The organism is Intrasporangium mesophilum (assembly GCF_054783095.1).
In genome coordinates, this window is record NZ_BAAGRF010000019.1 from 321,244 (window position 1) to 347,408 (window position 26,165).

Genomic DNA, 26,165 nt, shown 5'->3' on the forward strand with positions numbered 1-26,165 from the left:
CCTCCCATGCGCCGCACTTGGCGACGTCATACCCTCGCGTCCGCTGGCATCCTTGCCATCGCCGCGACCGCTCTGTCCCCATCCGTCCTCGGCGCCTCGGCAGCCTCCGACCCGAAGCCCATCGTCGGCTCGGCGGACCAGGCCGCGGCCCAGAAGTCGGCCACGGTGACCCTGATCTCGGGCGACCGCGTCCGGGTCACCCGCACCGCCGACGGACAGCCGGTCGCCCAGCTGCTGCCCGGCGAGGACGGCACGGTCCCCGAGTACCAGACCCTGCGCGACGGCGACAACCTGTACGTCTTCCCCGCATCGACCACCCAGGCCCTCGCGGCCAACCTGGTCGACAGGGAGCTGTTCAACGTGACCGGGCTGGTCGCGGCCGGCTTCGACGACGCCCACGCGGACTCGATCCGGGTCATCGCGCAGTACGACAAGGACAGCCGCACGGTCTCCGACTCGACTCCCGCGCCCACCGGCGCCGGCGAGACCACGCCGTTGGACGCCGTCAACTCGCTGGCGTATGCCGTGGACAAGTCGGACACCCAGGCCGCCTGGGCCGACCTGACCGACGCGGCCTCGGCCTCCGGCAGCGGCCTGGCCAAGCTGTGGCTCGACCGCCCGGTGCGCGCCACGATGGCCGACTCCACCAAGCAGATCGGCGCCCCGGTGGCCTGGGAGGCCGGCCTCGACGGCAAGGGCAGCAAGGTGGCCATCCTCGACACCGGTGTCGACGCGGGCCACCCTGACCTCGCTGGCCAGATCGCTGACAAGAAGGACTTCACCCGCTCCCCGAACGGGACCAACGACCTCGTCGGCCACGGCACGCACGTCGCCTCGACGATCGCCGGAACCGGCGCCGCGAGCGCCGGCAAGGAGCGCGGTGTCGCCCCCGGTGCCAGCCTGCTCATCGGCAAGGTGCTCGGCGACTCCGGTGCAGGCTACGACGCGGACATCATCGCCGGCATGCAGTGGGCGGTGGACAACAAGGCCGACGTCATCTCCATGAGCCTCGGCGCCCCGACGCCTGCCACCGCCTGCGACGACCCGATCGCCCAGGCCGTCAACGCGCTGTCGGCATCGAGCAAGAGCCTGTTCGTCATCGCGGCGGGCAACATGGGCGCCGGGCCGAACACGGTCTCGAGCCCCGGTTGTGCTACCTCCGCCCTCACGGTCGGCGCGGTCGACTCCGCGGACGCGACGGCATACTTCTCGAGCCGCGGCCCGGCCGGCACCAACCATCTCACCAAGCCCGAGATCGCCGCCCCCGGCGTCAGCATCCTTGCCGCCAACGCCGGCGGGCGCGGCGTGTACGCCTACCAGAGGATGTCCGGCACGTCGATGGCGACCCCGCACGTCGCCGGAGCTGCGGCCATCGCCCACGAGGAGGACCCGTCGCTGACCGGTGCCGAGCTGAAGCAGCTGCTCACCTCCTCGGCGGACCCGACAGTCCCGGGTGGTGCGCAGGAGGTCGGCGCCGGACGTCTCGACGTCGCGCGGATGGTCTCCCAGACCGTCACCGCACAGTCGACCGTCTATGGCGGCGCCTTCGACTACCCGCAGACCCACGCCTACGCGCCGAGCACGCTCAAGTACACCAACCGTGGCGATGCGGCGATCGACCTCCGTCTGTCCGTCGAGAAGGTGCTCGGCAACGACAACAACCCGATCAACACGCCGCTCATCCGGACCCCGCAGCACGTCGTCGTCCCGGCGCACGGCACGGCGGACGTCCCGGTCACCGTTCAGCTCGGGGCCAACATCCCGGCCAGCGCGCTCGGTGACATCACCGCCCGGATCGTCGCGACCGGCGGCACCCAGCGGGTGTCGACGGCGTTCAACCTGTATGCCACCGCCCCCGCGGTGACCGTCAAGGTGTCGGTCATCGACCGCAACGGCAAGCCGGCGACCGGCTCGTCCTCGGTCGTCCTGGTCAACACCGACACGTCGAAGGGCGAGAACCGTCCCGTCGCCGGCAAGGACCAGACCTACACCCTGCGCCCGGGCAAGTTCTTCCTCAGCTCGTTCGTGACCACGCCCACCCCGGGCACGGCCGCGAACAGCCGGGCGGCCGCACAGTCGCTCACCTACCTGGCCAAGCCGGAGATCACCATCGACAAGGACACCACGATCGTCCTCGACGCCCGGCAGGCGCACCCGCTCACGGTCACGACAGAGCAGCCGAGCGAGCAGCGCTCGACGACGCTGACCTTCGAGCGGCTGTGGCCGACGAACCGGTACTACGCCGGGTCGATGGGCACCAACGCCGGCACCAAGGAGTTCTACGCCCAGGTCGACGGCAAGGTCGCCAAGGGAGACGGCTCGTTCGAGTTCGGTGACTACAGCCGCCTGGTCGCGCCTCCGGTCACGTCGATGACCACCTCGGGTGGGCTCGCACTGCACCCCCTGTCCGCCAAGCTCGGGATCGGCAACCTCGACGGCGACGGCACGGGCCCGGTGGTCTCCGTCGGCGCGGGCGCCGCGAGCGACTTCAAGGTCTGGGACCCCACCACTCAGAAGTTCGTCCCGCTCGACCTGACCGGTAAGGTCGCGGTGGCTCACGTCGCGATCGGTGCGGACGACTTCTCGATCCAGTCCCGCGCAGCGGCTGCCCACGCCAAGGCCCTGCTGCTCTACCGCGACGACCCCGGCACGTGGTTCGCTGCGGCGAGCTCGAACGCCGCCGCCGCGGTGCCGACCTACACCCTGCCGGCTGTTGAGGGCGCGGCGCTCGGCTCCGAGCTCGCCGCTGGTCCGTCCACGCTGACCTGGTCGGCGCAGAACAAGACGCCGTACGCCTACACGCTCGGCTTCTTCAACGACGGCCAGCTCGTCACCCCGCAGAAGCACGACGTGACCGACGCCTCGCTGGGTCACATCACCTCGAGCTACGCCAGCATGGGCGTCGCGACGGACATGATCGACCAGACCGTTGTCCAGCGCCCGAGCACGGTGGCCTTCGCCCTGGGCAGCGACCCGATCGCCACGCCGAGCAGCCGCACGGAGTACTTCACCGCCGGTGACGGCAGCCAGTGGTTCAAGTCGATCCTGTCGAGCTTCCCGTTCGCCGAGGTCATGAGCGACAAGTGGCGCACCTTCACCCCGGGCCAGCAGGACTCCGACTCGTGGTACGACGGGGCCCTCGCGCCGGCGCTGCGTAACGACACCAGTGGCAAGCCGCAGATGGTCGGCGAGCGTCAGGGCACGCTCATCGGTGTCGCCCCGATGGTCTGGGGAGACGCCGCCAACCACTACGCCGACCAGGGCAGCTTCGGCGACTTCGGCAACCTCACGCTCAAGCGCAACGGCGTGCAGATCGGGTACAGCTACGACCCGTACGGCGTGTTCACCGTCCCGTCCGACGACGCCCGGTACGACCTGACGCTGCACGTGGACAAGGCCACCAGCTCGAGCTTCCGGTACTGGAAGCGCTCGGCCGCGACCGACACCACGTGGTCGTTCAGCTCGCACGAGGAGCCCGACGTCTACAGCCGTGCGCTGCCGATGCTCCTTCCGCGCCTCGACGTCCCGGCCGACGGCCTCAAGACCGTCGCGGCAGGGCTGGTGACGATCCCGGCCCGCGTCCAGGTCAACCCCGGCTACGACTCCGGCGCGATCGTCGACGCCAAGGTGTGGACCTCGGTCGACGCCGGCAAGACGTGGGTCCCGGGCACGACGACCCTCACCGCCACCGGTGCGAACCTCGTCGTGGACCACGCCGGTCAGTCGGGCAAGCAGGTCAGCCTGCGGGTCGAGCTCACCGACGCCAACGGCGCGAAGGTGCTGCAGACCATCACCCGCGCGTACGACGTGCGCTGACACAGAAGAAGAGCAGGTGAGCCCTGGGCCCTCCCCAGGGCTCACCTGTCAGCTGCATTGAGAACGTGGTGCTCCCACCATCCTGGGAGCCACCGTGACTGCGGCCGCGGGGAGGAGAGGAGGGTCAGCCTCGATCAGCGTCAAGAGGGGGCGCCGAGGCGCGACGACCGAACCGCAGGGCCGCGACCGGCCGGCATACCTGATGGGCCGACCGGTCACCCGGTGCCCGGGACCACCACCCTTGGTCCCGGGCACCGTCATGTCCCCGGCGCCTGCACCCTGCGGCGGCGCCCAGGTAATCGCGTTGCGACGCTCGAGCCGGGCGTCCTAGCGTGGACGGGGCCGATGTCCGTGATGTCACTGTTCTGACCGGTGGCCAGACGACTGGAGTCCCCGTGGGTCTCGAGCTCTTCGCACTGTCCTTCCAGGCGAGGGAGCCTGAGCGGCTGGCGGGCTTCTGGGCCGGCGTGCTCGGCTGGGCGCCCGCTGACGACTCCGAACCGGGCGCTCGGGCCCTGGTGCCGAGCGACGACACCGGGTTCCGGCTGCGGTTCCTGCCGAGCCGGGCCAGCAAGCTCGGCCAGAACCGGATGCACTTCGACCTGACGAGCGCTTCGCTCGAGGACCAGGAGACCACGGTGTCCCGGGCGCTCAAGCTCGGCGGGCGGCATACGGACGTCGGACAGCTCCCCGAGGAGGAGCACGTCGTGCTCGCCGACCCGGAGGGCAACGAGTTCTGCGTCATCGAGCCGGGCAACAGGTTCCTGGCCGACTGCGGATTCGTGGGGGCCCTTGCGTGCGACGGGTCGCAGGCGGTCGGGTACTTCTGGAGCGCGGCGCTGGGCTGGCCGCTGGTCTGGGACCAGGACGAAGAGACGGCGATCCGCTCGCCCCACGGCGGGCCGAAGATCACCTGGGGCGGTCCTCCGGTGAACCCGAAGCTCGGCGAGAACCGGCTGCAGTTCGACCTGATGCCCACGGCTGACAGCGCCGTCGAGGCCGAGGTGGACCGGCTCGTGTCGCTCGGGGCGGCCCGGCTCGTGTCGCTCGGGGCGGCCCGGCTCGACCCCGGCCGGAGCGACGTCGACCGGGTGGTCCTCACCGACCCCGACGACAACGAGTTCTGCGTCCTCCCCCGCCGCCCCTGACCCGCGACGCCTTCCGGCCGGGCGAAGTCACGGGACGCCGATCACCTGGAAGAGCTGCCAGGCTCCGGGGACGCCCTTGAGCTCATGCGAACCGTGGTCGGCGAAGGTGATGCCGGAGCCGACGACCAGGTCGGTGACCGTTCCCGAGACGAGGATCTCGCTCCCGCCCGCGAGCGCCATGATCCGTGCGGCGAGGTGCACCGCGATGCCGCCGACATCGCCGTCGAGCACCTCGATCTCACCCGTGTGCAGCCCGGCCCGGACCTGCAGGCCCAGCGAGCGGATGGCGTCGCGGATCCGGTCCGCGCACTGCACCGCACGGGCCGGTCCGTCGAACGTCGCAAGGAAGCCGTCGCCGGTCGTCTTGACCTCGTGACCGCGGAAGGCCGCGAGCCCGCGACGGACCACCTCGTCGTGCGCCCACCGCACCTCCAGCCAGCGGGAGTCGCCGAGGCGGGCGGCCAGGTCCGTCGAGCCGACGATGTCGGTGAACAGCACAGTCGCCAGCTCCCGCCGGGCCCGTGGCGTGTCCCTCGTGCCGGTCAGGAAGTCCCGCACCTCGGCGATCACCGCGTCGCTGTCCGTGGTGTAGAACGGGTAGCAGTCGGCCCCGGGCAGCTCGACGAACCGCGCACCGGGGATGTGTGTGGCCAGGTACTCCCCGAAGGCCAGCCGGTAGTGCTGGTTCTCCTGCCGGTGCAGCACGAGCGTCGGCGCCGAGATCGCCGGCAGCACGCTGCGCACATCGAGCTGGGTCACCCACCGGTACATCCGGGTTGCGGCCCCCGGCGGCATCGAGAGCCGCTGGTACCGCATGTACCACTCCTCCGCCCGCGCATCGCCGGCCTGGCTGGGAGCGGTGAGCGCCAGCATCGCGGGGTGCTGGCCCCAGTGGGTCTCGTACCGCGCGACGAGCCGGTGCCAGGTGGGCTCCGGCATACCGATCGGGTAGTCGGCGGCGCGGCGCCAGCGCGCAAACGTGTTGAGCAGCACGAGCGCCCCGACGCGGTCGGGGAACGTCGCCGCGAGGAGCATGGCCATCGGCCCGCCCTCGGTGTCACCGATCACAGCGGCCTGCCGTGACCCGGCGGCGTCCATCGCGACCCGTGCGTCGTCCATCCACTCCTCGAGCGTCGGCAGTGACGTCAGCGGCACGGGGTCGGAGACGCCGGTGCCCCGCTTGTCGAAGCAGATCACCCGGCCGATGCGCGCGAGGCGGTGGAAGAAGTCGGCCAGGGCCGCCTCCTCCCACATGGCGTCGAGGTTCGTCCCCCAGTTGGTGACCCAGAGGATGTCGCGCGGGCCCTCGCCGAAGACCTGGTAGGCCACGTAGCCCCCAGCGGACTTGACGTACTTGGTCTCCGGTCGCACACCTTCTCCTCCGACCTGGTTCGGAGTGTAGGACTCCCAGCCGATGGCCACCGGTGACTACCGACATCTCCCACTGAGTGCCGACGATCCCTGACGAAGCCCGATGACCGCGAAACGCTCCCTGAACCCGGCTGATCCGGCACGATGCCAAGCAGAGTTTTGCTCGAATCGCACCAACCGGCTCGCCGCACCCGTGTCTGCACCGGAGAGGGTTATCGATGAAGCTGCAGTTCTCCACTCGCGCCGCCGTCCTGCTTGTCGGCAGTGTCACGCTCCTGTCCGCGTGCGGCGAGGGTGGCGGGATCAACCGGCCGACGATCAGCCCGCCGGCCACCGGAGCTGCGCTGCCCACCGTGACGCTCCCCACGGTGACGGTCCCGACCGTCACGCTCCCCGCGGTGACGGTGCCGACCGTGGCCCTGCCCACCGCCTCGATCCCGACAGCGACGAAGCCGACTGCGACGAAGCCGACGACCGAGCCGACGGCTGAGCCGAGCCCGACGCCCACCAAGACGCCGACGAAGACGGCCGAGCCGACGCCCACCCCAACAGAGACGACGCCGGAGCCGACCCCGACTTCGGAGAAGCCGACACCGACTCCGACCGAGACGACGCCCACGGAGTCCCCGACGCCGACCGAGACGAGCTCGCCGACCACCACGACCGAGACCCCGTCGCCGACCACCACCACGACCACGGCCGAGCCGACCGCTCCGAGCACGGTCCCCGCCGAGAACGCCGGCGCAGAGACGTCCGGCGTCCCGGCCTGGGTGTGGTGGCTGTTGGCCGCGATCATCATCGCGCTCGCCATCGCGATCCCCTTGATCCTGCGCCGCAGGCGGCGTGAGCAGTGGCAGGCGGACCTGCAGGCCGCCAGGGCCGAGATGGCTTGGTTCGCAAGGCAGCTCATCCCCGAGCTCCGGCGCACCGGGTCGCGCCAGCAGGCCGCCGGCGGCTGGGCCGTGTCGTCCGCGCGGGTGGTTGCCGCCGAGGACCGGCTCACCGCGCTCAACGCCTCTGCCCCCGACGACATCACGCGCGAGCAGTCCCGCCTCCTGCGCGACACGACACGCTCGGCACGGGAGCGGATGGATGTCGTCACCACGACAGGGCCGGACGAGACGCTCGCCACGGACCTGGCCGACATCGTGGGCGAGCTCGAGGCGGCCCTGGCCACCACCGGACCGTCCGGCACCACCGGAGCGGCGGGCGCGACCGGCCCCGCGTACGGGCCTTCGGACCCCATCGACGACGGGCCCCCGCCGGCAGCACCGGGTGCCCCGGCGGCCGTCCTGCCGACCACCGAGCCGCCGACCGCCGAGCTCCCGACGACCCCGGAGCCAGCGACCGGCGAGCCGACCGCGCCGATCCCGACCACAGGCGAGCCCACCGTCCCGATCGAGACGGCCGGGCCCACCGAGGCCGTGGAAACGCCGCAGACTCCGGAAACACCGGAGCCCCCGGGGACGCCCGAGCCGCCCGACGACTCCGGCGGTCCCGACGGCCCCGACGGCCCCGGCAGTCCGCCTGCAGGTCCGGCCGGCCCGCGCGTCCCGTAACCACGCAGGAGCGGGCCCGCCTAGGCTCCGAGGATGGGCCGGTTCCACGTCGGCACGTCGGGATGGCGCTACCCCACGTGGCGCGGCGACTTCTACCCGCGCGGGCTCCCTCAGCGTCTCGAGCTGACGTATGCCGCTGAGCGGATGACGTCCGTCGAGCTGAACGGGTCGTTCTACTCCCTTCAACGACCCAGCTCGTATGCCGCGTGGCGGGCTGCCGTGCCGCCCTCGGTCGACTTCGCCGTGAAGGGCGGCCGGTTCATCACCCACCTCAAGCAGCTCCGTGATGTCGAGACGCCCCTCGCCAACTTCTTCGCCTCGGGACTCCTGGCGCTCGGCGAGCAGCTGGGGCCGATCCTGTGGCAGCTCCCCGAGCGCCTGCGCTACGACCCTGACCGGATAGGCGCGTTCTTCGACCTTCTCCCTCGGTCGACGACCGCCGCAGCCGAGCTCGCCGACCATCACGATGACAAGCTCGACGACGACCACGCCCTGACGACAACGGAATTCGTGGGCCCGATCCGCCACGCACTCGAGCCACGGCACCTCAGCTTCGACACCGACGAGGCCCGGTCGCTCTTCGCCGACCACGACATCGCCCTCGTCGTGGCCGACAGCGCCGGACGGTGGCCGACCATGCGCGATGCCACCAGCGACTTCCGCTACGTGCGGCTCCACGGCGAGACCGAGCTCTACGCCAGCGGCTACACCACCGAGTCGCTCGATCGGTGGGCCGCGCAGTGCACGGCCTGGGCCGACGCGGGGCATGACGTCTTCGTCTACTTCGACAACGACGCGTTGGGCCACGCTCCGCACGACGCTGTCCGCCTGCTCGAGCTCCTGGGCGCGGCCCCTGCCCCGCGTCAGACAGGTTCCACCCCCGAATCATCCACGGCCACAACGAGATCCGAGATCGAGGACAAGTGAACAAGGACATGAGCGAGCACGAGCGCCGCTGGCGCATCCCACCGGCGAGCGCCCGGCTCGTCCCCGACAAGAACTGGCACCAGGCTCGCCAGGAGTCCCTCTCCTTCGGCGAGCGCGCCGCCGACGTCATGCGCAACGGCATGGGCAGCTGGGGTTTCGTCCTTGCCTTCGTCGCCTTCATGATCGCGTGGGCGACGGTCAACTCCATTGGATCGGGCTGGGATCCGTACCCCTACATCCTGCTCAACCTGTTCCTGTCGATGCTGGCCGGTCTGCAGGGAGCGATCCTGCTCATCGCCGCCAAGCGCCAGGACGCCGTCACGGCCGAGCTCGCACAGCACGACTACGACACGAATGTCGCCGCCAAGCAGGACGTCGAGACCCTGCTGCACATCACCACCAAGCAGCTCGCGCTGATCACCGAGATGCACGACGACCTGCGCAGCCGGCTGGAGTCCCTCGAGCGTCGCACGAGCGCCGGCGCTCCGTGACGAGCCCGAGCGACCCGAGCTCACGGCCGGGGGTGGCCGCTTGGCCCGTATGCCGGCCGGCCCGATAGGTTCGTGACGTGAGCCGCAGCGTCTACGTCGCGTCACCCGAGGGACTGACCGGCAAGTCCGCAGTCGCCCTGGGCCTGCTCGATGCCTTGATCCGTGAGGTCGGCTCGGTCGGGGTGTTCCGGCCACTGACGACCCTGGGGGGCAGCGGGCCGGACGACGAGGTCGACCACATCATCGACATGCTGGTCAGCCAGCCAGGGATGGCCCAGACGTACGACGAGGCCATCGGCGTCACGTACGCGCAGGCCCACGATGACCCCGACGAGTCCCTGCACGTCATCGTCGAGCGGTTCGGGCGGCTCGCCTCACGGTTCCAGGTCGTCCTGGTCCTCGGGTCGGACTACACCGACGTCTCGACCGGCACGGAGCTGTCGTTCAACGCGCGGGTGGCCGCCAACCTCGGCTCGCCGGTCGTGCTCGTGGTCCACGGCCGCGACCGCACCCCGGACCAGATCCGGGTCGCCGCAGACAGCGCCCTCGCCGAGCTCAAGGCGCAGCACGCGCACACGGTCGCCGTCATCGCGAACCGCGTCGAGCCGGACGACCTCGAGGCCGTGCGAGCGACCCTGGCCGAGATGGCGTTCCCGGTGACCGCGGCCCTGCCCGAGAACGCCCTCCTCGCCGCGCCGAGCTTCCGCGCGATCGTCGAGGCCGTGCACGGCCGGCTGGTCCTCGGCAACGAGGCCTGGATGGACCGCGACAGCCTCGGCCTGCTCGTTGCGGCGATGAGCCTGCCCAACGTGCTGGCCCGGCTTCGCACCGACGTCACCGTCATCTCTCCCGGCGACCGCACTGACCTCGTGCCCGGTCTCGTCCTGGCGCACCAGTCAGGCACGTTCCCCGGTCTCGCCGGGATCATCCTCACCGGCGGCTACGAGATCCCCGAGACGATCGCACGCCTGTCGGCCGGCGTGCAGCAGGACCTGCCCATCGCCCTGACGTCCGACGACACGTTCAGCACGGCCCAGCGCGCGATGCAGGTGCGGGGGCCGATGACGAAAACCGCGCGCAACAAGATCGAGACGGCACGCCGCATCTTCTCCGAGCAGGTCGACCAGGCGGCGCTGCTCGAGGCGATCGACGTGTCGGCGTCAGAGGTGCGCACGCCGCTGATGTTCGAGTTCCAGCTCATGGAGCGGGCGCGGTCCGACCGTCGGCACATCGTCCTGCCCGAGAGCCAGGACGACCGGATCCTCCAGGCCGCTGATGTGCTGCTGCGACGCGGGGTCGCCGACCTCACCCTGCTCGGTGACGAGAACAAGGTGCGGGCGCGCGCCTCCGCGCTGGGGCTCGACATCGACGAGGCGCGGATCGTGTCGCCGCTCGACCCTGAGCTCGTCGAGAGGTTCGCACGGACCTACACGGACCTGCGGGCGCACAAGGGCATGGTCGTCGACCGGGCGCGCGAGATCGTCACGGACATCTCGTACTTCGGCACGATGATGGTCCACCTCGGCCTCGCCGACGGCATGGTGTCCGGCGCCGTCAACACGACGGCGCACACGATCCGGCCGGCCCTGGAGTTCGTCAAGACCAAGGACGGCGTCAAGACCGTGTCGAGCGTCTTCCTCATGTGTCTCGCGGACCGCGTCCTCGTCTACGGCGACTGCGCCGTGATCCCCGACCCGACCACCGAGCAGCTCGCCGACATCGCGATCTCGTCGGCTCAGACGGCGCAGCAGTTCGGGATCGACCCGCGTGTGGCGATGCTGTCCTACTCCACGGGCTCGAGCGGCAGTGGCGCCGAAGTCGAAAAGGTCCGGGCCGCAACGGAGCTCGTCGGCGAGCGAGCGCCGGACCTGCGCCTCGTCGGCCCCATCCAGTACGACGCGGCGGTCGACCCGGTCGTGGGTCGAGCCAAGATGCCCGGCTCCGACGTCGCCGGTCGCGCCACTGTGTTCGTGTTCCCCGACCTCAACACGGGCAACAACACCTACAAGGCGGTCCAGCGCAGCGCTCATGCCGTGGCGATCGGGCCGGTCCTCCAAGGTCTGCGCAAGCCCGTCAACGACCTCTCGAGGGGTGCGCTCGTCGACGACATCGTCAACACTGTCGCCATCACCGCCGTTCAGGCGCAAGGGAGCTCGGGCGCTGCAGCCGGCGGTGAGGTCGCGTGAGCACCCCTGATCCTGTCCTCGTCCTCAACGCCGGCTCGTCGTCCCTGAAGTACCAGCTCGTCGTGCCCGAGACCGCGGAGGTGCGCGCCAGCGGCCTCGTCGAGCGGATCGGGGAGAGCGGGAGCGACGTAGCCGACCATGCCGCGGCACTGGCGACGATGCGGGCCCGGTTGCGCGAGCAGGGAGTCGACCTCGCGAAGGTGCCGCTGCGGGCGGTCGGCCACAGAGTCGTGCACGGCGGCCCCGACTTCTCGGCCCCGGTCGTCATCGACGACGAGGTGCTCGAGCGTATCCAGTCGCTGAACCCCCTTGCGCCGCTGCACAACCCGGCTGCTGTCGTGGGCATCACCGCCGCGCGTGCGCGGTTCCACGTGCCGCACGTCGCCGTCTTCGACACGGCGTTCTTCGCGACGCTCCCGCCGGCAGCGTCGACGTATGCCGTCCCCGCGGACCTTGCCCGCCGCCACGCGATCCGCCGGTACGGCTTCCACGGCACCTCCCACCAGTTCGTCTCGCGGGCAACGGCAGACCTGCTCGGGCGACCGGTCGGTGAGCTCCGTCAGGTCGTCCTGCACCTCGGCAACGGGTGCTCGGCGTCGGCAGTCCGCGGGGGCAAGGCCGTCGACACGTCCATGGGACTCACCCCGCTCGAGGGCCTCGTCATGGGCACGAGATCGGGCGACGTCGACCCGGGACTGCATGCGTTCCTCAACCGTGAGGCGGGCCTCTCGCTCGACGAGATCGACGCCGTGCTCAACAAGAAGTCGGGACTGCTCGGCCTGAGCGGCGTCAACGACTTCCGCGAGCTCGTCGACCGCGTCGAGTCCGGCGACGAGGCCGCGCGCCTCGCCTTCGACGTCTTCGTGCACCGGCTCAAGCACTACGTGGGTGCGTACGTCGCCATCCTCGGTGGCATCGACGTGCTCGCCTTCACCGCCGGCATCGGGCAGAACAGCCCGCCCCTTCGGGCCGCCGTCACAGACGGGCTGGAGGGGCTCGGCATCAGCGTCGATGGTGCACGCAACGAGGAACGCGCGTCCAAAGCTCGGGTCATCTCGCCGGACGGCTCGCCCGTGACGGTCGCGGTCGTGCCGACCAACGAGGAGCTCGCCATTGCGCGGCAGACTTCGGACGTCGTCGCCCAGGCTGCTCGCTGACCGGGCCGCTCAGGCTCCTCACCGGGAGGCTGCCTGCTGCTCGAGATACTCGCGCAGCGAGGTCGGCCGCCGTCCCGTGAGCCGTTCGACGTCGCCGGTCACCTCGACGAGCTCGCCTGCGCGGATCGCCGTGTACGTGGAGACCCACGCGTCGACCTGCCAGCCAGGAGCGCCGTATGCCGCCCGTGACGCATACGCCTCCTCCACCGTCTCGTCGTGGAACGAGAACGGGCGGCCGGTGACCTCGGTCGCGACCGCGGCCGCCTCTGACAGGCTCAGCGCCTCGGGCCCGGTGAGCGTGTACGTGCGGCCCGCGTGCGCCGCAGGGTCGAGCAGCACCGAGACGGCGGCTCGGGCGATGTCCGCGTGGGCAACGGCGGCTGCGCGACCCTCGCCTGCCGGACCTCGGATGACGCCGTCCGGCCCGGCCAAGTGCTCCATGAACTCGATATAGAGGTTGTCGCGAAGGAAGGTCCAGGCCATCCCGGAGGCCTTGATCCGCTCCTCGGTCGCGAAATGATCCCGCGCCAGGGTGAAGGTCGCGTCCGGGGCCGCCCCGGCGAACGAGATGTACACGACGTGCTGGACCCCGGCCCCCGCGGCCGCATCGACGAACGCGCCATGCTCCTGGACCCGCTCGGCATTCTCCGATGCAGACACCATGAGCAGGGTGGAGACACCGGCCAGCGCACGCGCGTTGCCCAGCCGGTCGGCATACGAGCACGACACCGGCACCGCTCTCGCAAGGTCAGGTGCCCTGCCTACGTCGCGCACGAGCAGCCGTTGCGGGACTTCCCGCGCTGAAAGCTCCTGGGCCACAAGTCCGCCCAACCAGCCGGTCGCACCGGTCACGCCGAGTGTGGGAGTCGTCTGCTTCGTGTCCACCCTGTCGATCCTAGGCAGCCGGGTCGGAAGCGGCACGCGGCACGATAGGGCGCTTGCCCTCGGAACGTCGGCCCCACGGCATACGGTGTGCACGTGACCGAGAACCTGAAGGCCGAGCCGCAGGACCCCACAGCGGACCAGCGGCCCCGCACGAGCGCGGGCCCGCAGGCTGACGTGAGGGCCGCAGCACCGGCCTCGACCGTCCCGCCCGGCGTGCGCGCGGCGAGCGAGTGGTCCTGGCGGCTTCTCATCATCGCCGCTGCGGTGTTCGCCCTGACGCTCGCGCTGCGCGAGGTCTCCGAGGTCATCGTGCCGCTGGCCATCGCCGTGCTCATCACCGCGCTGCTGCGGCCGTTGTTCCTGCGCCTTCGCAGCGTGATGCCCGCCGTGGCCGCCGCCGGGATCACGGTGGTCGGCACGATCATCGTGGTGAGTGGCCTGCTCACCCTCGTCGGCACGCAGTTCACGACCGGGTTCGCGGACCTGACCAGCCAGGTGGCCACGGGTCTCGAGCGGATCCGCGACTGGGTCCGGTTGACGTTCAAGATCACCGACACGCAGTTCAACGAGTACTTCGACACGATCCGCGAGCAGGTCAGCCAGAGCGGCAACCTCGGCCAGACGGCCACCTCGATCGGCCTGACGGCAACCCACTTCGTCGCCGGCCTGTTCATCGCGCTGTTCGCGCTGTTCTTCTTCCTCTATGAGGGTCCCCGGATCTGGAAGTGGATCGTGGGGCTCTTCCCGCGGGGGGCGCGCGAGCGGGTCAACTCATCCGGGCTCATCGCGTGGGAGCAGCTGTCGGCGTTCGTGCGGGCGACGATGATCGTCGCGCTCGTCGACGCGATCGGCATCTCCGTCGGTGCGGCGATCCTCGATGTGCCGTTCGCGTTCGCGATCGGCATCCTCGTGTTCTTCCTCGCCTTCATCCCCATCGTCGGTGCGCTGCTGTCCGGTGCCGTGGCCGTGCTGCTCGCGCTCGTCGCGCACGGCCCGGGCGTGGCGCTCATCATGCTCGCGGTCGTCATCGGTGTGCAGCAGCTCGAGTCGCACGTGCTCCAGCCGTTCCTGCTCGGCAAGGCCGTGAGTGTCCACCCGCTCGCCGTGATCATCGCCATCGCCTGCGGCTCGATCATCGCCGGGATCGTCGGCGCGCTCGTTGCGGTCCCGTTCGCCGCGGTCTCGAACGCCGTCGGAAAGCACCTGCTCGGACGCGCCCCGGACAGCGACGCCGATGACGCAGACGACGGCGGCGGTGATCCCGACGTCAGTCCTGACACAAGGTCGGTCGAGTCGGCCGAGGCCGACCAGGCCGCCGACAACGGGTCTCTCGCCCACTGAGCCGAGACGAGCTGGCGACCTCGTGCTACTGCGAGGCGGCGCGCCGGGCGAACCGCGCGCGCTCGTCGAGCTCTTCGGCCTCCTCGGCGAACTCCGGCGTGTCGAACACATCCGCCGGGATGCCACTCTCGGTGTAGCGCGGCTCGGCCTTGGCCTTGAGCACATACGTCGGCTTCGGCACCGGGACCGGGCTCCAGCTGCCGGGAGGCAGCTCCTCGACAGGCGTCTGCACGACCGGCACGGGGCCGGTGGCGACCGCCTGGAGGTCGAAGATGACGTCCTGAGCGCTCACCTGGTGTTCGGAGCGCACCTGCGTGACGGAGCTGTGGTGGATGACCTGCGTCACCTCGGTGGACAGGATGACCGGCTCCGCCTCCACCTCGTCGATCTGCGCGACGAGCTCCGCTGAGCTGCGCGTCTCGAGGGCCCGTGACCGGGATGCGCGAGACATGGATGCCCGAGACTCGGGCGCCCGGGACTCAGCCGCACGGGCTTCGGGACGCTGCCGGCGCTGACGGTCGGACTGTGCCTCGGCACGCAGCCACACGAGCACGGCGAGGACGGTCACGACCGAGAACGGCACGGAGACCCACAGCAGCACCCCGGTGACCGCCAGCCAGACCGACACCGGGACCCAGACAAGCGCAACGAGGAGCAGCACCGCACGAAGTCGCCTCTGCGCCAAGGAGACTCGGCCTTGGGGGGCCTCGTGTGCAGGGTGCTCGGGCGCACGGCGACCGTCTCGTCGGTCGTCGCGGGAGTGGGCGTGATCGTGGTGGTGCTCGGCCATCGAGTGCACCTCAACGGGGTCGGGAGCGAGGTCGGCGTGGTCGTCGGCGGGGGTGTACTCCGGCCCCGGTGCCGAGCCGTGCGCGGCCCCCGGGGCTTGGTGCTCGGTGGCTCGCCGGGCCACGAGCGGTGAGTGCCGCCGGGAGGTGCCTGCAGGCACGGCGCGCTTGACGTCCACCGTCGGGCGTGAGTCGCGAGCCGGCTGGACGGCATACGAGTCGGGCCGCGGCTCGCGCGGCTCGGCGCGGGGCAGGATCGGCTTCTTCTCGAGCACGCGCATCGCCTCGGTGAAGCCGTCGACCGAGCGGGTGGCCGCGGCGTCCTCCCGGCGGCGCACCCAGTGCTGAAGCAGGTAGGCAGCCCAGATCACCACGATGACGAGGAAGATCAGGCTGCTGACAGGCACGTACTACACGGTAGGGCGACGCCCAGCGACCGCCATGCACATTCGAGGCGTGTCGCGCAAGAGGCTGGTGTTACGCCTGTGACAGACGAGTCACGAGGGTCGAACCCGCCAGGTCCTCCGTCGTCACCGCGAAAGACCGGTGCGCGCGCCAGGCGCCGTCGATGTGAAGGTAGCGCTCCCGGACACCCTCGTCGCGGAGCCCGAGCCGCTCGGCGACGTGCAGCGAGCGGTCGTTGTCCAGCCGGATGTTCACCTCGACCCGGTGCAGCCCGGCCGGCCCGAGGGCATAGTCGATGGCCATCGCGAGCGCGTGCGAGGCGATGCCCCGTCGGGTGTAGTGCTCCGCGACCCAGTACCCCGCGGCGCACGACTGCTGGGCCGCCCGCACGATGCCGAAGAGGTGCACCTGGCCCACGATCCGGCCCTCGACCTCGATGCACCAGGGCATCGCCCGGTCCGCGCGCGCCTCGCCGTCGAGGTCACGCACGAACTGGCGGAACGACACCGGCGACTGCGGATCGGCGCCGGGCGGCAAGGTCGGCTCCCACGGCTTGACGTGCGAGGCGTTCTCGCGCCGGATCCGCTGCCACTCGCGCTCGTCGGCCAGCTGCAGCGGCCGGAGCACGACGGGCGGGGCCACCGACGCGTCGCGCAGCACGGTCGGCCAGCTGGCTCGCTCCGCACGAAGCGGTCGCCAGGGCATTCTCATGAGTTCACCTTCGGTGCGGGTTCGGCGGTCCGGGCGGGGGTCGAGCATCGCGGGCGCGCTGCGAGACCTGCGGGTCAGTGGTCGCCTCCGCCGATCTGGTCGAGCGCATGGCCGAGGACGGGTTCGAGGACGTCGAGCGCATCCGAGACCCCACCGCGAGAGCCTGGCAGATTGGCCACGAAGGTGCGACCGGCCAGGCCGACGAGGCCGCGCGAGAGCATCGCCGTCGGCACGCCCTTGGCGACGCCCGCCGCCCGGATCGCCTCGGCGACGCCCGGCACGCCCCGGTCGAGCACCGACGCGGTCTGCTCCGGTGTCACGTCCGCCGGCGTCAGCCCCGTGCCACCAGTCGTCAGCACGACCTCGGGCTCGCTGCCGAGGGCCACCCGAAGGGCCCGGCCGAACTCGTCGCCGTCCGGTACGACCACCGGGTCGCCGACCTCGAACCCCCACTGCCGCAGGCGTTCCACGATGACCGGGCCCGACTTGTCGGCGTAGACCCCGGCCGCGGCCCGGGTGGACGACGTGATGACGACCGCGCGCCGGCCCGCACCGAAGTCAGCCGTCGCGCCGTCATTCATGCCAGTCACCCGAGCGACCGCCGGACTTCGCAGTCACCCTGACATCGGTGATGCGCGCGTGCTTGTCGACTGCCTTGACCATGTCGATGAGAGCCAGGGCCGCGACGGAGACGGCGGTGAGCGCCTCCATCTCGATGCCGGTGCGGTCGGCCGTGCGCACCGTCGCCGCGATGTCGACGCCGTCGTCGGCCACGCTCAGGTCGACAGCCACCGCGTGCACCGCGATGGGGTGGGCCAGCGGGATGAGCTCGGGGGTGCGCTTGACCGCCTGGATGCCGGCGATCCGCGCCACCGCGAGAGCGTCACCCTTGGGAACCGTGCCTGAGCGCAGCGCCGCCACCGCGTCCGGCGAGAGCAGCACCCGGCCAGCGGCGCTCGCCTCGCGCGCCGTGACGGCCTTGGCCGACACGTCGACCATGTGGGCGGTGCCGTCATCGCGCACGTGCGTGAGGCCGGAGACCGGCGGGGCCGGGCTCCCGGCATCCTCCCCGTATGCCGGGTCGTTGCCGCGCGCGGCGTCCTGCGACACCTCATGCCTCCTTGTCGAGCACCAGCACGTCGACGACCTCACCGGCGACGAGCTCGGTGACCTCCTCGGGGACCACGAACAGCGCATTGGCGCGGGACAGGTCCGCGACGAAGTGCGATCCCTGGCCGGCGACCGGCACCGCGACGAGGGTGCCCTCGGACGACCGCGACACGATGGCCCGGCCGAACTGGCGGCGGCCCTCGAAGGAGCGCACGCCGGAGATCAGGGTGGCCGGACGCAGCCTGCGCTTCTCGGGCGACAGGCGCATGAGCCGGCGCAGCGCCGGGCGCACGAAGACCTCGAACGACACGAACGATGAGACCGGGTTGCCCGGCAGCGCGAACAACGGCACCGCCTTGCCACCGGGCCCGCGCAGCAGCCCGAATCCCTGCGGCTTGCCCGGCTGCATGGCGACCTTGACGAAGTCGATGCCTTCCGAGCGCAGCGCGCTCTTGACGACGTCGTAGGCGCCCATCGAGACGCCGCCGCTGGTGATGACGACATCGGCCGTGCCGACCACCTCGTCGAGGACGCCGAGCAGCTCAGCATCTGAGTCGCCGACCGCCGCCCGGATCTCGGCCGAGGCGCCCGCGGCAACCGAGGCCGCCCACAGCATCGACGAGTTCGAGTCGTGGATCTGCCCGGCCCCCAAGGGTTTCCCGGGCTCGACGAGCTCATCGCCCGTCGAGAGCACGACGACGTGAGGACGTCGGTGCACCTCGACGTCCGCGTGGCCGCAGGCCGCGAGCAGTGCGATGGTGCGCGGCCCCACGACCTCCCCCGCCGAGACGATGACCTCGCCGGACCGGACGTCCTCGCCCGCCGAGCGGACGTAGCGGCCGCGCGGGACCGCGACGCGGCACTCGACCTCACCGACCGCGGCCCCGTCCGTGTCCTCGACCGCGATGACCGCGTCCGCGCCGGCCGGCATCGGGGCGCCGGTCATGATCCGGGCCGCCTCACCGGGGCCGACAGTGAAGCCGGGCATGGCGCCGGCGGCGACCTCGCCCACGATGCGCAAACGCACCGGAGACTTCCCCGCGCGCTCGAGCGACGAGGAGCACACGGCGTACCCGTCCATGGAGGAGTTGTCGAAGTGCGGGAGGTTGACCTTGGCGCGCACGTCGCGGGCGACGACGAGCCCGAGCGCGTCGATGAGCGGCGTCCACTCCGTGGGAGCCGGCTCGAGCGTCGCGAGGATCGCCTTGAGGTGCTCGTCGACGGTGCGGATCTCGCCGGTCTGCCGCTCCTCGGTCGCGGCGGCGGGCAGCTCGCCGAGCACCGAGTCGTCGAGCACGCGGCGGTACCCGTCGATGAGGACCTCCCCCACGCAGCGCACGTTGGCGCCGAACACGGGGTCGCCGATGACGCGCAGGCTCGTGCACTCCTTCATCGACGGCACACCGTGCGGGAAGCGCTGCTCGAATCCGGGCACGAACCGGTAGGCGGAGTCGAGGTCGACATACGGCTCCGGACCGTCGGACGCGGCCACGACGTGGTAGCTGCTGTCGAGCGAGAAGAAGTCGGAGCGGATGACGAGCAGGTCGTTGGTGGTCTTCACCGGGCGGAACCGGGTGCGCGGCACGAGGATGACCTCGGACCCCTCGAAGACCTCGATGGCGGTGCCCATCGCCGACTCCATCTGGATGACCTCGGGCGAGCCCGGGTCGGCGGGGTCGACGTTCTTGTGGTTCACCACGATCGGCAGCCCGAGCACGCCCTGCCGCGCGGTCATCCGCTCCCGCAGCATCCGCAGGTCGATCCACACGTTGTTGGCGTTGAACGTGTTGTGCCGCTTGGTGTCGCGGAAGTGCCGCTCCTCACCCTCGGCCACCATGGCCGTGTCGCGCAGGATCAGCCGGCCGTCGGACCTGCGGAGCGCGAAGTGGCCACCCTTGCGGTCGCTCTTGGTGCGCTTGCAGACCTCGGCGACGAAAGGCAGACCGTGCTCGACCATCCACGCCGCGACGTCAGGGTCGCAGGTCGCGCCGAGGTTGTCTGAGTTGGACAGGAACGCGTAGCGGATCCCCTTGTCCAGCAGGGCATCCAGCACTCCCGACGTGACGAGCGAGACGTAGACGTCGCCATGCCCGGGCGGGCACCACTCGAGCTCGGGGTCGCGGGGCCACTCGACCGGCATGAGGTCGTCGGGCCGGAGCTTGGGCTCGGCGTTCTGGATGAAGTCCAGCGGGAGGCCCTCGACCGGGAGGGTGGGGTACTTGGCGAGGATCTTCAGCGACTCCTCAGACGTGCGGAAGGAGTTCATCAGCACGAGCGGGAGCTCGACGCCCCACCGCTCGCGAAGCGCGAGGACCTGCTGGGCGATGATGTCGAGGAAGGTCAGCCCGTCCTTGACCTCCAGCGCGGACTTTGCGCCCGTCATGCCCATGCCCGTGCCGAGGCCGCCGTTGAGCTTGATGACCGCGGTCTGCGACAGCGCCCGCCGCGCCTCCTCGTCGGTCACGTTGACCTCGCGGAGCGTCTGCACCTCGCCGAGTGGCTCGATGCTCGCCTCGGGGATGGTGCCCTCCGCGCCGCCTTCCAGCTGCCGGTAGTAGTGCTCGAAGACGGTGATCGCTTCTGGCCCGAGGCCCCGCCGGTGCATCAGCTCGACGGCCGCGTGGAGCCCCTGGTCGCTCATGCCCTTCACCTTACGATGGGCCACATGTGCGTCAGCCGAGAGCGACGAATGTGGGCGCCGTGAGCGCGCTGGGCAAGCGTGAGGTGCGTCACGCCGCACGGGCCAGGCGGCGCGAGCTCGCCGCCACGATGGACCGAGAGGCCGCCGGTGAGGCGATCGCACAGGCTGTCCTCGCCCTGCTGACCCGGCCGTCGCGCGTTGCGGCGTACGAGTCCCTGCCGGACGAGCCTCCCACCGGCCGCCTCGTCGAGGCGCTGCTCGCCTCGGGGCACGAGGTCATCGTGCCCGTCGTGCTCGAGGACTATTCCCTCCAGTGGAGGTATGCCGCTGCAGGCACCGTGGGCGACCGCGCGACGGTCACGCGGCACTCAGGACCGCCGAGCGAGGCCGAGCGGGCCACGTGGCTCGGCTCGGACGCGCTCGCCGGCTGCGACCTCGTCGTGACCCCGGGGCTCTCGGTCGACGAGCATGGCGTGCGCCTCGGCCAGGGCGGCGGGTGCTACGACCGCGCGCTGGTGCACCGCCGTCCGGACGCGCTCGTCATCGCGCTGCTCCACGAGGGCGAGCAGAGCGCCACCGACCTGCCTCACGACGAGCACGACCTTCCGGTGGACGGCTACCTCACGACAGCGGGCCGTTTCGTCCGCCTCCGCTGAGGCGTGCCCATGGCCCCACACCGCTCGGTCGGGCCCGTTGGACCGCCACGACAGCGCATCCGACCTTGCCGCTGCCTTGGGACTGGGCTTGGTGGCGGTCCGTGGGGCCCGCCCGACCCGCCCGCTCAGCTCAGGGGGTCGGCGTGCCTGGTGGCACGAGCGTCAGCTCGTCCTGCGTCGCGTCGGCCACCGCGGTCTGGCTGAACTGCCACGGGAACGTCTCGTTGGCGGCCCACGCGTCGATCTGGTCGGAGTAGTTGTCGTCGTAGGCGTGACCGGACTGGCCCGTGGAGTTGACCCAGGTCGAGTGGTCGAAGTCGGACAGGTCGACGACCATCCGCATCGACGGCCCGGCTGTGACGTCGTATCCCGGGAGCGAGGCGTTCCACGCGTTGGCGTTGACGATGGAGTTGCCGCCGCCGAGCTCGATGCCGCCCCGGTTGAAGATGTCCTGGACGAGCGTCGGCACGGAGTCGGTGCCCATCACGGGGTGCTTGAGGTTCAGCTGGTGCAGTCGGCCCCAGCGCCACGACGACGGCACCTTGCCGAGCTCGCGGGCCAGGTCGAGCCGGGCCTCGACAAGCGCCCGCTTCAGGATCTCGCCCGCGCCCTCGGTGACGCCCGGGGTGGTCTTGTCGTCCCACCAGTCGTTCTTCGGGTCCTTGAGCAGCTGCTCGATGACGATCATCCAGCGGCTGCCGCCATCGGGTGCGATCTCGGGCGGGAGCTCGTCGAAGGTGTACTCCAGCAGGTGCTTCCACACTGCGTTGTAGTAGGCCGCGGAGGCCGAGTCGCGCGACTTGTCGTTGGGCTGGTTGCCGTCCCAGCCGCTGAGCAGACGCTGGGCCTGGGCGGTGAAGTCGTCGACCTGGACGGCGAGCAGCCGCTCGACGAGCCCCGGCGCGTAGGTGTTGCGGGTGTCGCCCTGGATCTGGGTCATCTGCTCGGGCGACACCTTCGCGGTCGCGGCGAGCAGCGAGCGGATCCGCTGGGCGCGGAACCCGTAGTCCCACTCCGAGGTGAGGAAGGGGGTCGGGCTCGCGGTGACCGCCTGGTTCGCCGTGACGATGAAGCCCTCGGGAGGGTCGTAGGTGCTCGGCAGGTCGTCGAACTTCACGTAGCCCTTCCAGTCCCACTGGCTGTCCCAGCCGGGCGCCGGCCAGTAGCCGGGCGGCGAGCCGGGCGTCGCGGAGCGTCGGACCGGGATCATGCCGGGTGCCTGGTAGCCGATGTGGCCCGAGGTGTCGGCGTAGACGAGGTTCTGAGACGGGACGGAGAAGAGGGCGGCCGCCTTGCGGAAGTCCGACCAGTTCTGGGCGCGGTTGAGCGCGAAGATCGCGTCGCCGGTCGTGCCCGGCGTCAGCGCGGTCCACGCCAGCGACACGGCGAAGTGGTTGGCCTGAGGAGCCCCGCGGACCACGACCCGGTCCCCGGCTTCGTCGGCGTCGGCGACCGCGTCGGACAGGATCGGCCCGTGCACGGTGCTGCGCACGGTGATCGTCACGTCGGCACCGCCGGCGACCTTGATCGTCTCCTGGTGCTTCTCGATGCGGGCCGCGAGGCCGTCCCGCAGGTAGGTGTCGCCAGTGACCTGCTCGAGGTAGAAGTCGGTGACGTCGGGACCGAGGTTGGTCACCCCCCAGGCGATCTTCTGGTTGTGCCCGACGACGACGCCGGGGACCCCCGAGAAGGTGAAGCCGGACACCTGGAACGGGCACGACTGCGTCACCTGACGGCACTGGAGGTTGACCTGCGTCCAGATCCCCGGGATCGACAGGGACAGGTGCGGGTCGTTGGCGAGCAGTGGCTTGCCCGTCGTCGTCCGCGAGCCCGAGACCACCCATGAGTTGGACCCGATGTCGGACCCGTGGCCCAAGGTCGTGGGCACGGCGTCGACCGTCTTGATCGCCGAGTCGATCGCCGACTGCCCGCCGGCCGTGTGCAGCTGCTTCCAGACGGCGGGGACGGCGCTGGCGGCCTGGTCGTCCGCCGAGGCAGACGGCTGCCAGTCCTGGTCGGACAGGATCGGCTGGTTGCGGTCGATCGGGTATGGCGGGTAGAGCATGAGGATCTGCTTGATCGACTTGGTGTTGCCGCGGGAGAGCTTGGCGCGCGCCAGCTCGTCCTTGTAGTCACCCCGAAGGTCCCACGCCATGGCCTTGAGCCAGGCCAGCGAGTCGACCGGGCTCCACGGCTCGACGCGGTAGCTGGGGTTGGTGCGCTGCAGGAAGGTGTACTCCAGCGACATCTTCTCCGGTGACTCGGCCTGCCGGATGTAGGCGTTGACGCCGTCGGCGTACGCCTGGAGGTACTGCCTGGTCTCCGGCGCGAGCTTGGGAAGCTCCTGCTCGGCCACCCGTCGCCAGCCCATCGTGCGGATGGCCCGGTCGCTGTCGATCCCCGCGCTGCCCACGAGCTCGGACAGGCGTCCGGCCGTGATGTGCCGGCGCAGGTCCATCTCGAAGAACCGGTCCTGAGCGCTGACGAACCCCTGCGCCCGGAAGAGGTCCGTCGCGTTGTCCGCCGTGATCGTCGGGATGCCGTGGTCGTCGCGCTGCACGGTCACCGTGCTCGTCAGGCCCTCGATCTGGAGCTGGCCCGTCGCCTGCGGGAACGACTGCCGCACGATCGAGATGCCGAGGATCCCGACCCCGACCATCGCCATGACGAGCAGGACGGCGATGAACAGGGCGATGCGGCTGGCGCGCTTCAAGCGTGGCACGCAAAGAGCCTAGGGCACCGTCAGGACCGCACCCGCCCGCCTCTCCACAGGCGCGCCGAGCCGCATCCGAGTCATCCACACGGGCGCCACGGGCCAAGCGGGCGTGCGACGTGACCCGGCCTGACGGCATACGGAACGGGGCCTTGGCCCGCTCGAATGCTCTGGGAGCGACCCCCCTCCCCCGGCTCCCCGCCCGGCCCGCGGACGGGCGCCCAGCCGCGTCCCGACGGGATGGTTGGATTGGCAGACACCTCAGGAGCCGCCCGTGATCTCGCTCGCGTCCAGCACGTCGCCGGGGATGAGCCTCGACGACCTGACGCGTGTGCTGCTGCTCGGCTCGCTGGTGCTGCTCGTGGCCGTCGCTGCGGTGCGGCTCTCCGTTCGATCGGGCCTGCCGTCCCTGCTCATCTACCTCGGCCTCGGGATGGCCATCGGGAGCTCGAGCCCCGTCGGGATCGACTTCAACAGCGCACCGATCACGCGGTTGCTCGGCTACGCCGCGCTGGTGCTCATCCTCGCCGAGGGTGGACTGACGACGTCGTGGGACAACATCCGGCAGTCGATCGCGCCCGCCGCGGTGCTGGCGACCCTCGGCGTCGTCGTGTCGGTGGCCGTGGTGGCCGTCGCCGCGCACACGTTCCTGCCGCTGGACTGGACCACCTCGCTGCTCATCGGCGCCATCATCTCCTCGACCGACGCCGCCGCAGTCTTCGCCGTGCTGCGCAACGTCCCCTTGCCGAAACGCATCTCGGGCATGCTCGAGGCCGAGTCCGGGTTCAACGACGCCCCGGTCGTCATCCTCGTCGTCGCCTTCACTGCCCAAGGGCTACCGGGCGCGGAGGTCGAGCCCTGGTACCACCTGCTCGGCATGGCGACGCTCGAGCTCGCCGGTGGTGCGGTCGTGGGCATCGCCATCGGCTGGCTCGGCGGGCAGGTGCTGCGCCGGGTCGCGGGCGGGTCGTCCGCTCTCTTCTCGATCGGTGTCATCGCGCTCACCGTGCTCGCGTATGCCGTGGGCGCCGCCTTCCACGTGTCCGGCTTCCTCGCGACGTACCTGGCGGCACTCGTGCTGGCCAACATGGGCCTGCCGAACCGGACGGCCTTCCAGAGCTTCGCCACGGCACTCGGCTGGATCGCCCAGATCGGGCTGTTCGTGATGCTCGGGCTGCTCGCCGACCCCGCCAGCCTCGACGAGCAGCTCGTCCACGCTCTGGTCATCGGGATCGTGCTGCTGCTCGTCGCGCGGCCGCTGTCGGTGATCGCCTCCACCACGTGGTTCCGGCTGCCGTGGCGCGACCAGGCGTTCCTGTCGTGGGCGGGTCTGCGTGGGGCCGTGCCCGTCGTGCTCGCCACCGTGCCGCTGACGTCGCATCCCGCAGACACCCGGTGGATCTTCGACCTCGTCTTCATGCTGGTCGTGATCTTCACGATCGTGCAGGGCCCGACGCTGCCCTGGGTGGCGCGGCGACTGGGCCTCACCGAGCAGGTCCACTCGGTCGACGTCGACCTCGAGAGCACCTCGCTCATCGAGATCGGGGCCGACGTCCTGCAGGTGAGCGTCGGTCACGAGTCACGACTGCACGGAGTGGCGATCTTCGAGATGCGGCTGCCCCGCGGGGCCATGGTCACCCTCGTGGTGCGTGAGGGTGAGAGCTTCGTGCCCGAGCCGCACACGACGGTCAAGCACGGCGACAAGCTGCTCGTCGTGACCACCAGCCGTGCGCGGGCCCGCACCGAGCAGCGCATCCGCGCGATCAGCCGTGGCGGGCGACTCGCCGGGTGGCCGTAAACTGGTCGCCGGTCCCCTTCTCCCCTGACGCCTGAGGTTCCACCTATGCCCACGTACTCCTATGCGTGCCCCGAGTGCGGTCACGCCTTCGACATCCGCCAGTCGTTCTCTGACGACGCCCTGACGGTGTGCCCGGAGTGCGGTGCCACGACGCTGCGCAAGGTGATCCACCCGGTCGGGATCGCGTTCAAGGGCTCGGGCTTCTACAAGACCGACTCGCGTGCTGGTGCCGGGTCGGGCGCGGGCCCGAACGGGTCGGCTGAGAAGAAGGAGTCCGTCGGCGCGACCACGGCCTCGTCCGACGGCTCGTCGTCGAGCTCCTCCGCGGGCGACTCGTCATCGTCGTCAAGCGCCTCGTCAACGTCCTCGTCGTCGAACGGCACCTCTGAGTCATCCTCGTCGTCCGGGTCGTCCGGGTCGTCCTCGATGGCGTCGTCCACAACCGCCTGACCCACGGGACGG

Annotated in this window: 19 protein-coding genes and 1 pseudogene; 11 read left to right on the forward strand and 9 right to left on the reverse strand. The window is 70.8% G+C overall.

Translation table 11 applies throughout. From position 1 onward, the window contains the following. Nucleotides 1–6 precede the first annotated feature (6 nt). Both ACYVLP_RS17730 and ACYVLP_RS17735 read left to right on the forward strand, forming a co-directional pair. The gene (locus tag ACYVLP_RS17730) at nucleotides 7–3,816 is read left to right on the forward strand and encodes a S8 family peptidase (RefSeq protein WP_460628649.1); all 3,810 of its coding nucleotides are present in this window, start codon (nucleotides 7–9) and stop codon (nucleotides 3,814–3,816) included. Between the two features lie 395 nt (nucleotides 3,817–4,211). Further along, complete coding sequence (locus ACYVLP_RS17735) at nucleotides 4,212–4,964, forward strand: VOC family protein (protein ID WP_460628650.1); 753 nt, start codon at nucleotides 4,212–4,214, stop codon at nucleotides 4,962–4,964. 27 nt (nucleotides 4,965–4,991) lie between these two features. On the opposite strand, the gene ACYVLP_RS17740 is transcribed toward ACYVLP_RS17735, so the two are convergent. Continuing rightward, a complete protein-coding gene (locus tag ACYVLP_RS17740) occupies nucleotides 4,992–6,335 on the reverse strand; it encodes an adenylate/guanylate cyclase domain-containing protein (protein ID WP_460628651.1) in 1,344 nt (447 codons plus the stop codon). Between the two features lie 218 nt (nucleotides 6,336–6,553). On the opposite strand from ACYVLP_RS17740, the gene ACYVLP_RS17745 reads away from it, so the two are divergent. The 5 genes from ACYVLP_RS17745 to ACYVLP_RS17765 all read left to right on the forward strand — a co-directional run bounded on the left by ACYVLP_RS17745 (nucleotide 6,554) and on the right by ACYVLP_RS17765 (nucleotide 12,655). After that, complete coding sequence (locus ACYVLP_RS17745; protein WP_460628652.1) at nucleotides 6,554–7,894, forward strand: hypothetical protein; 1,341 nt, start codon at nucleotides 6,554–6,556, stop codon at nucleotides 7,892–7,894. A gap of 33 nt (nucleotides 7,895–7,927) precedes the next feature. Continuing rightward, a complete protein-coding gene (locus ACYVLP_RS17750; protein ID WP_460628653.1) occupies nucleotides 7,928–8,821 on the forward strand; it encodes a DUF72 domain-containing protein in 894 nt (297 codons plus the stop codon). Between the two features lie 8 nt (nucleotides 8,822–8,829). Then, nucleotides 8,830–9,312: a DUF1003 domain-containing protein gene (locus ACYVLP_RS17755; RefSeq protein ID WP_460628654.1), complete on the forward strand. Its 483-nt coding sequence runs from the start codon at nucleotides 8,830–8,832 to the stop codon at nucleotides 9,310–9,312. 77 nt (nucleotides 9,313–9,389) lie between these two features. Beyond that, complete coding sequence (gene pta, locus ACYVLP_RS17760) at nucleotides 9,390–11,498, forward strand: phosphate acetyltransferase (RefSeq protein WP_460628655.1); 2,109 nt, start codon at nucleotides 9,390–9,392, stop codon at nucleotides 11,496–11,498. Further along, nucleotides 11,495–12,655, forward strand: a complete 1,161-nt coding sequence (locus ACYVLP_RS17765; protein ID WP_460628656.1) for an acetate/propionate family kinase — start codon at nucleotides 11,495–11,497, stop codon at nucleotides 12,653–12,655. The genes pta and ACYVLP_RS17765 overlap by 4 nt, the downstream gene beginning before the upstream one ends. An 18-nt stretch (nucleotides 12,656–12,673) precedes the next feature. Here ACYVLP_RS17765 and ACYVLP_RS17770 read toward each other — a convergent pair whose 3' ends face one another. Beyond that, entirely contained in the window at nucleotides 12,674–13,540 is an 867-nt protein-coding gene (locus ACYVLP_RS17770; RefSeq protein ID WP_460628657.1) for an SDR family oxidoreductase, read from the reverse strand. Nucleotides 13,541–13,633: 93 nt separating this feature from the next. On the opposite strand from ACYVLP_RS17770, the gene ACYVLP_RS17775 reads away from it, so the two are divergent. Next, nucleotides 13,634–14,881: an AI-2E family transporter gene (locus tag ACYVLP_RS17775; protein ID WP_460628658.1), complete on the forward strand. Its 1,248-nt coding sequence runs from the start codon at nucleotides 13,634–13,636 to the stop codon at nucleotides 14,879–14,881. 25 nt (nucleotides 14,882–14,906) lie between these two features. On the opposite strand, the gene ACYVLP_RS17780 is transcribed toward ACYVLP_RS17775, so the two are convergent. From ACYVLP_RS17780 to ACYVLP_RS17800, 5 genes are all read right to left on the reverse strand, one after another. Next, on the reverse strand, nucleotides 14,907–16,076 hold the full coding sequence (locus tag ACYVLP_RS17780; protein ID WP_460628659.1) for a hypothetical protein: 1,170 nt from the start codon (nucleotides 16,074–16,076) through the stop codon (nucleotides 14,907–14,909). A 70-nt stretch (nucleotides 16,077–16,146) separates the two neighbouring features. After that, nucleotides 16,147–16,785, reverse strand: coding sequence for a GNAT family N-acetyltransferase (locus tag ACYVLP_RS17785; RefSeq protein ID WP_460628660.1), 639 nt, complete (start codon nucleotides 16,783–16,785; stop codon nucleotides 16,147–16,149). Between the two features lie 74 nt (nucleotides 16,786–16,859). Then, nucleotides 16,860–17,366 (reverse strand): MogA/MoaB family molybdenum cofactor biosynthesis protein, encoded by a 507-nt coding sequence (locus ACYVLP_RS17790; protein ID WP_460628661.1) that lies wholly within the window; start codon nucleotides 17,364–17,366, stop codon nucleotides 16,860–16,862. Further along, nucleotides 17,359–17,784: a cyclic pyranopterin monophosphate synthase MoaC gene (moaC, locus tag ACYVLP_RS17795; protein WP_460628686.1), complete on the reverse strand. Its 426-nt coding sequence runs from the start codon at nucleotides 17,782–17,784 to the stop codon at nucleotides 17,359–17,361. The genes ACYVLP_RS17790 and moaC overlap by 8 nt, the downstream gene beginning before the upstream one ends. A gap of 112 nt (nucleotides 17,785–17,896) precedes the next feature. After that, on the reverse strand, nucleotides 17,897–20,536 hold the full coding sequence (locus ACYVLP_RS17800) for a UTP--glucose-1-phosphate uridylyltransferase (RefSeq protein WP_460628662.1): 2,640 nt from the start codon (nucleotides 20,534–20,536) through the stop codon (nucleotides 17,897–17,899). A gap of 59 nt (nucleotides 20,537–20,595) precedes the next feature. Here ACYVLP_RS17800 and ACYVLP_RS17805 point away from each other — a divergent pair, with 59 nt between their 5' ends. Next, entirely contained in the window at nucleotides 20,596–21,192 is a 597-nt protein-coding gene (locus tag ACYVLP_RS17805) for a 5-formyltetrahydrofolate cyclo-ligase (RefSeq protein ID WP_460628663.1), read from the forward strand. Nucleotides 21,193–21,322: 130 nt separating this feature from the next. Here the strand turns inward: ACYVLP_RS17805 and ACYVLP_RS17810 are convergent, their stop codons facing one another. Next, nucleotides 21,323–23,914, reverse strand: a complete 2,592-nt coding sequence (locus tag ACYVLP_RS17810; protein ID WP_460628664.1) for a penicillin acylase family protein — start codon at nucleotides 23,912–23,914, stop codon at nucleotides 21,323–21,325. Nucleotides 23,915–24,179: 265 nt separating this feature from the next. On the opposite strand from ACYVLP_RS17810, the gene ACYVLP_RS17815 reads away from it, so the two are divergent. Together ACYVLP_RS17815 and ACYVLP_RS17820 are read left to right on the forward strand one after the other, a co-directional pair. Further along, nucleotides 24,180–25,703, forward strand: coding sequence for a potassium/proton antiporter (locus tag ACYVLP_RS17815; protein WP_460628665.1), 1,524 nt, complete (start codon nucleotides 24,180–24,182; stop codon nucleotides 25,701–25,703). A 45-nt stretch (nucleotides 25,704–25,748) separates the two neighbouring features. After that, nucleotides 25,749–25,892 (forward strand): annotated as a pseudogene (locus tag ACYVLP_RS17820) (FmdB family zinc ribbon protein); the annotation flags it as partial. A 14-nt stretch (nucleotides 25,893–25,906) separates the two neighbouring features. Here ACYVLP_RS17820 and ACYVLP_RS17825 read toward each other — a convergent pair. Further along, a complete protein-coding gene (locus tag ACYVLP_RS17825) occupies nucleotides 25,907–26,158 on the reverse strand; it encodes a hypothetical protein (RefSeq protein ID WP_460628688.1) in 252 nt (83 codons plus the stop codon). Nucleotides 26,159–26,165 lie beyond the last annotated feature (7 nt).

Excerpts from the sequence above, each read along its gene's own strand:
- ACYVLP_RS17730 (WP_460628649.1), top strand. The coding sequence starts at position 7 with ATGCGCCGCACTTGGCGACGTCATACCCTCGCGTCCGCTGGCATCCTT.
- ACYVLP_RS17785 (WP_460628660.1), bottom strand. The coding sequence starts at position 16,785 with ATGAGAATGCCCTGGCGACCGCTTCGTGCGGAGCGAGCCAGCTGGCCG.
- ACYVLP_RS17755 (WP_460628654.1), top strand. The coding sequence starts at position 8,830 with ATGAGCGAGCACGAGCGCCGCTGGCGCATCCCACCGGCGAGCGCCCGG.
- ACYVLP_RS17790 (WP_460628661.1), bottom strand. The coding sequence starts at position 17,366 with ATGAATGACGGCGCGACGGCTGACTTCGGTGCGGGCCGGCGCGCGGTC.
- ACYVLP_RS17800 (WP_460628662.1), bottom strand. The coding sequence starts at position 20,536 with ATGAGCGACCAGGGGCTCCACGCGGCCGTCGAGCTGATGCACCGGCGG.
- ACYVLP_RS17750 (WP_460628653.1), top strand. The coding sequence starts at position 7,928 with ATGGGCCGGTTCCACGTCGGCACGTCGGGATGGCGCTACCCCACGTGG.
- ACYVLP_RS17745 (WP_460628652.1), top strand. The coding sequence starts at position 6,554 with ATGAAGCTGCAGTTCTCCACTCGCGCCGCCGTCCTGCTTGTCGGCAGT.
- moaC (WP_460628686.1), bottom strand. The coding sequence starts at position 17,784 with ATGGTCGACGTGTCGGCCAAGGCCGTCACGGCGCGCGAGGCGAGCGCC.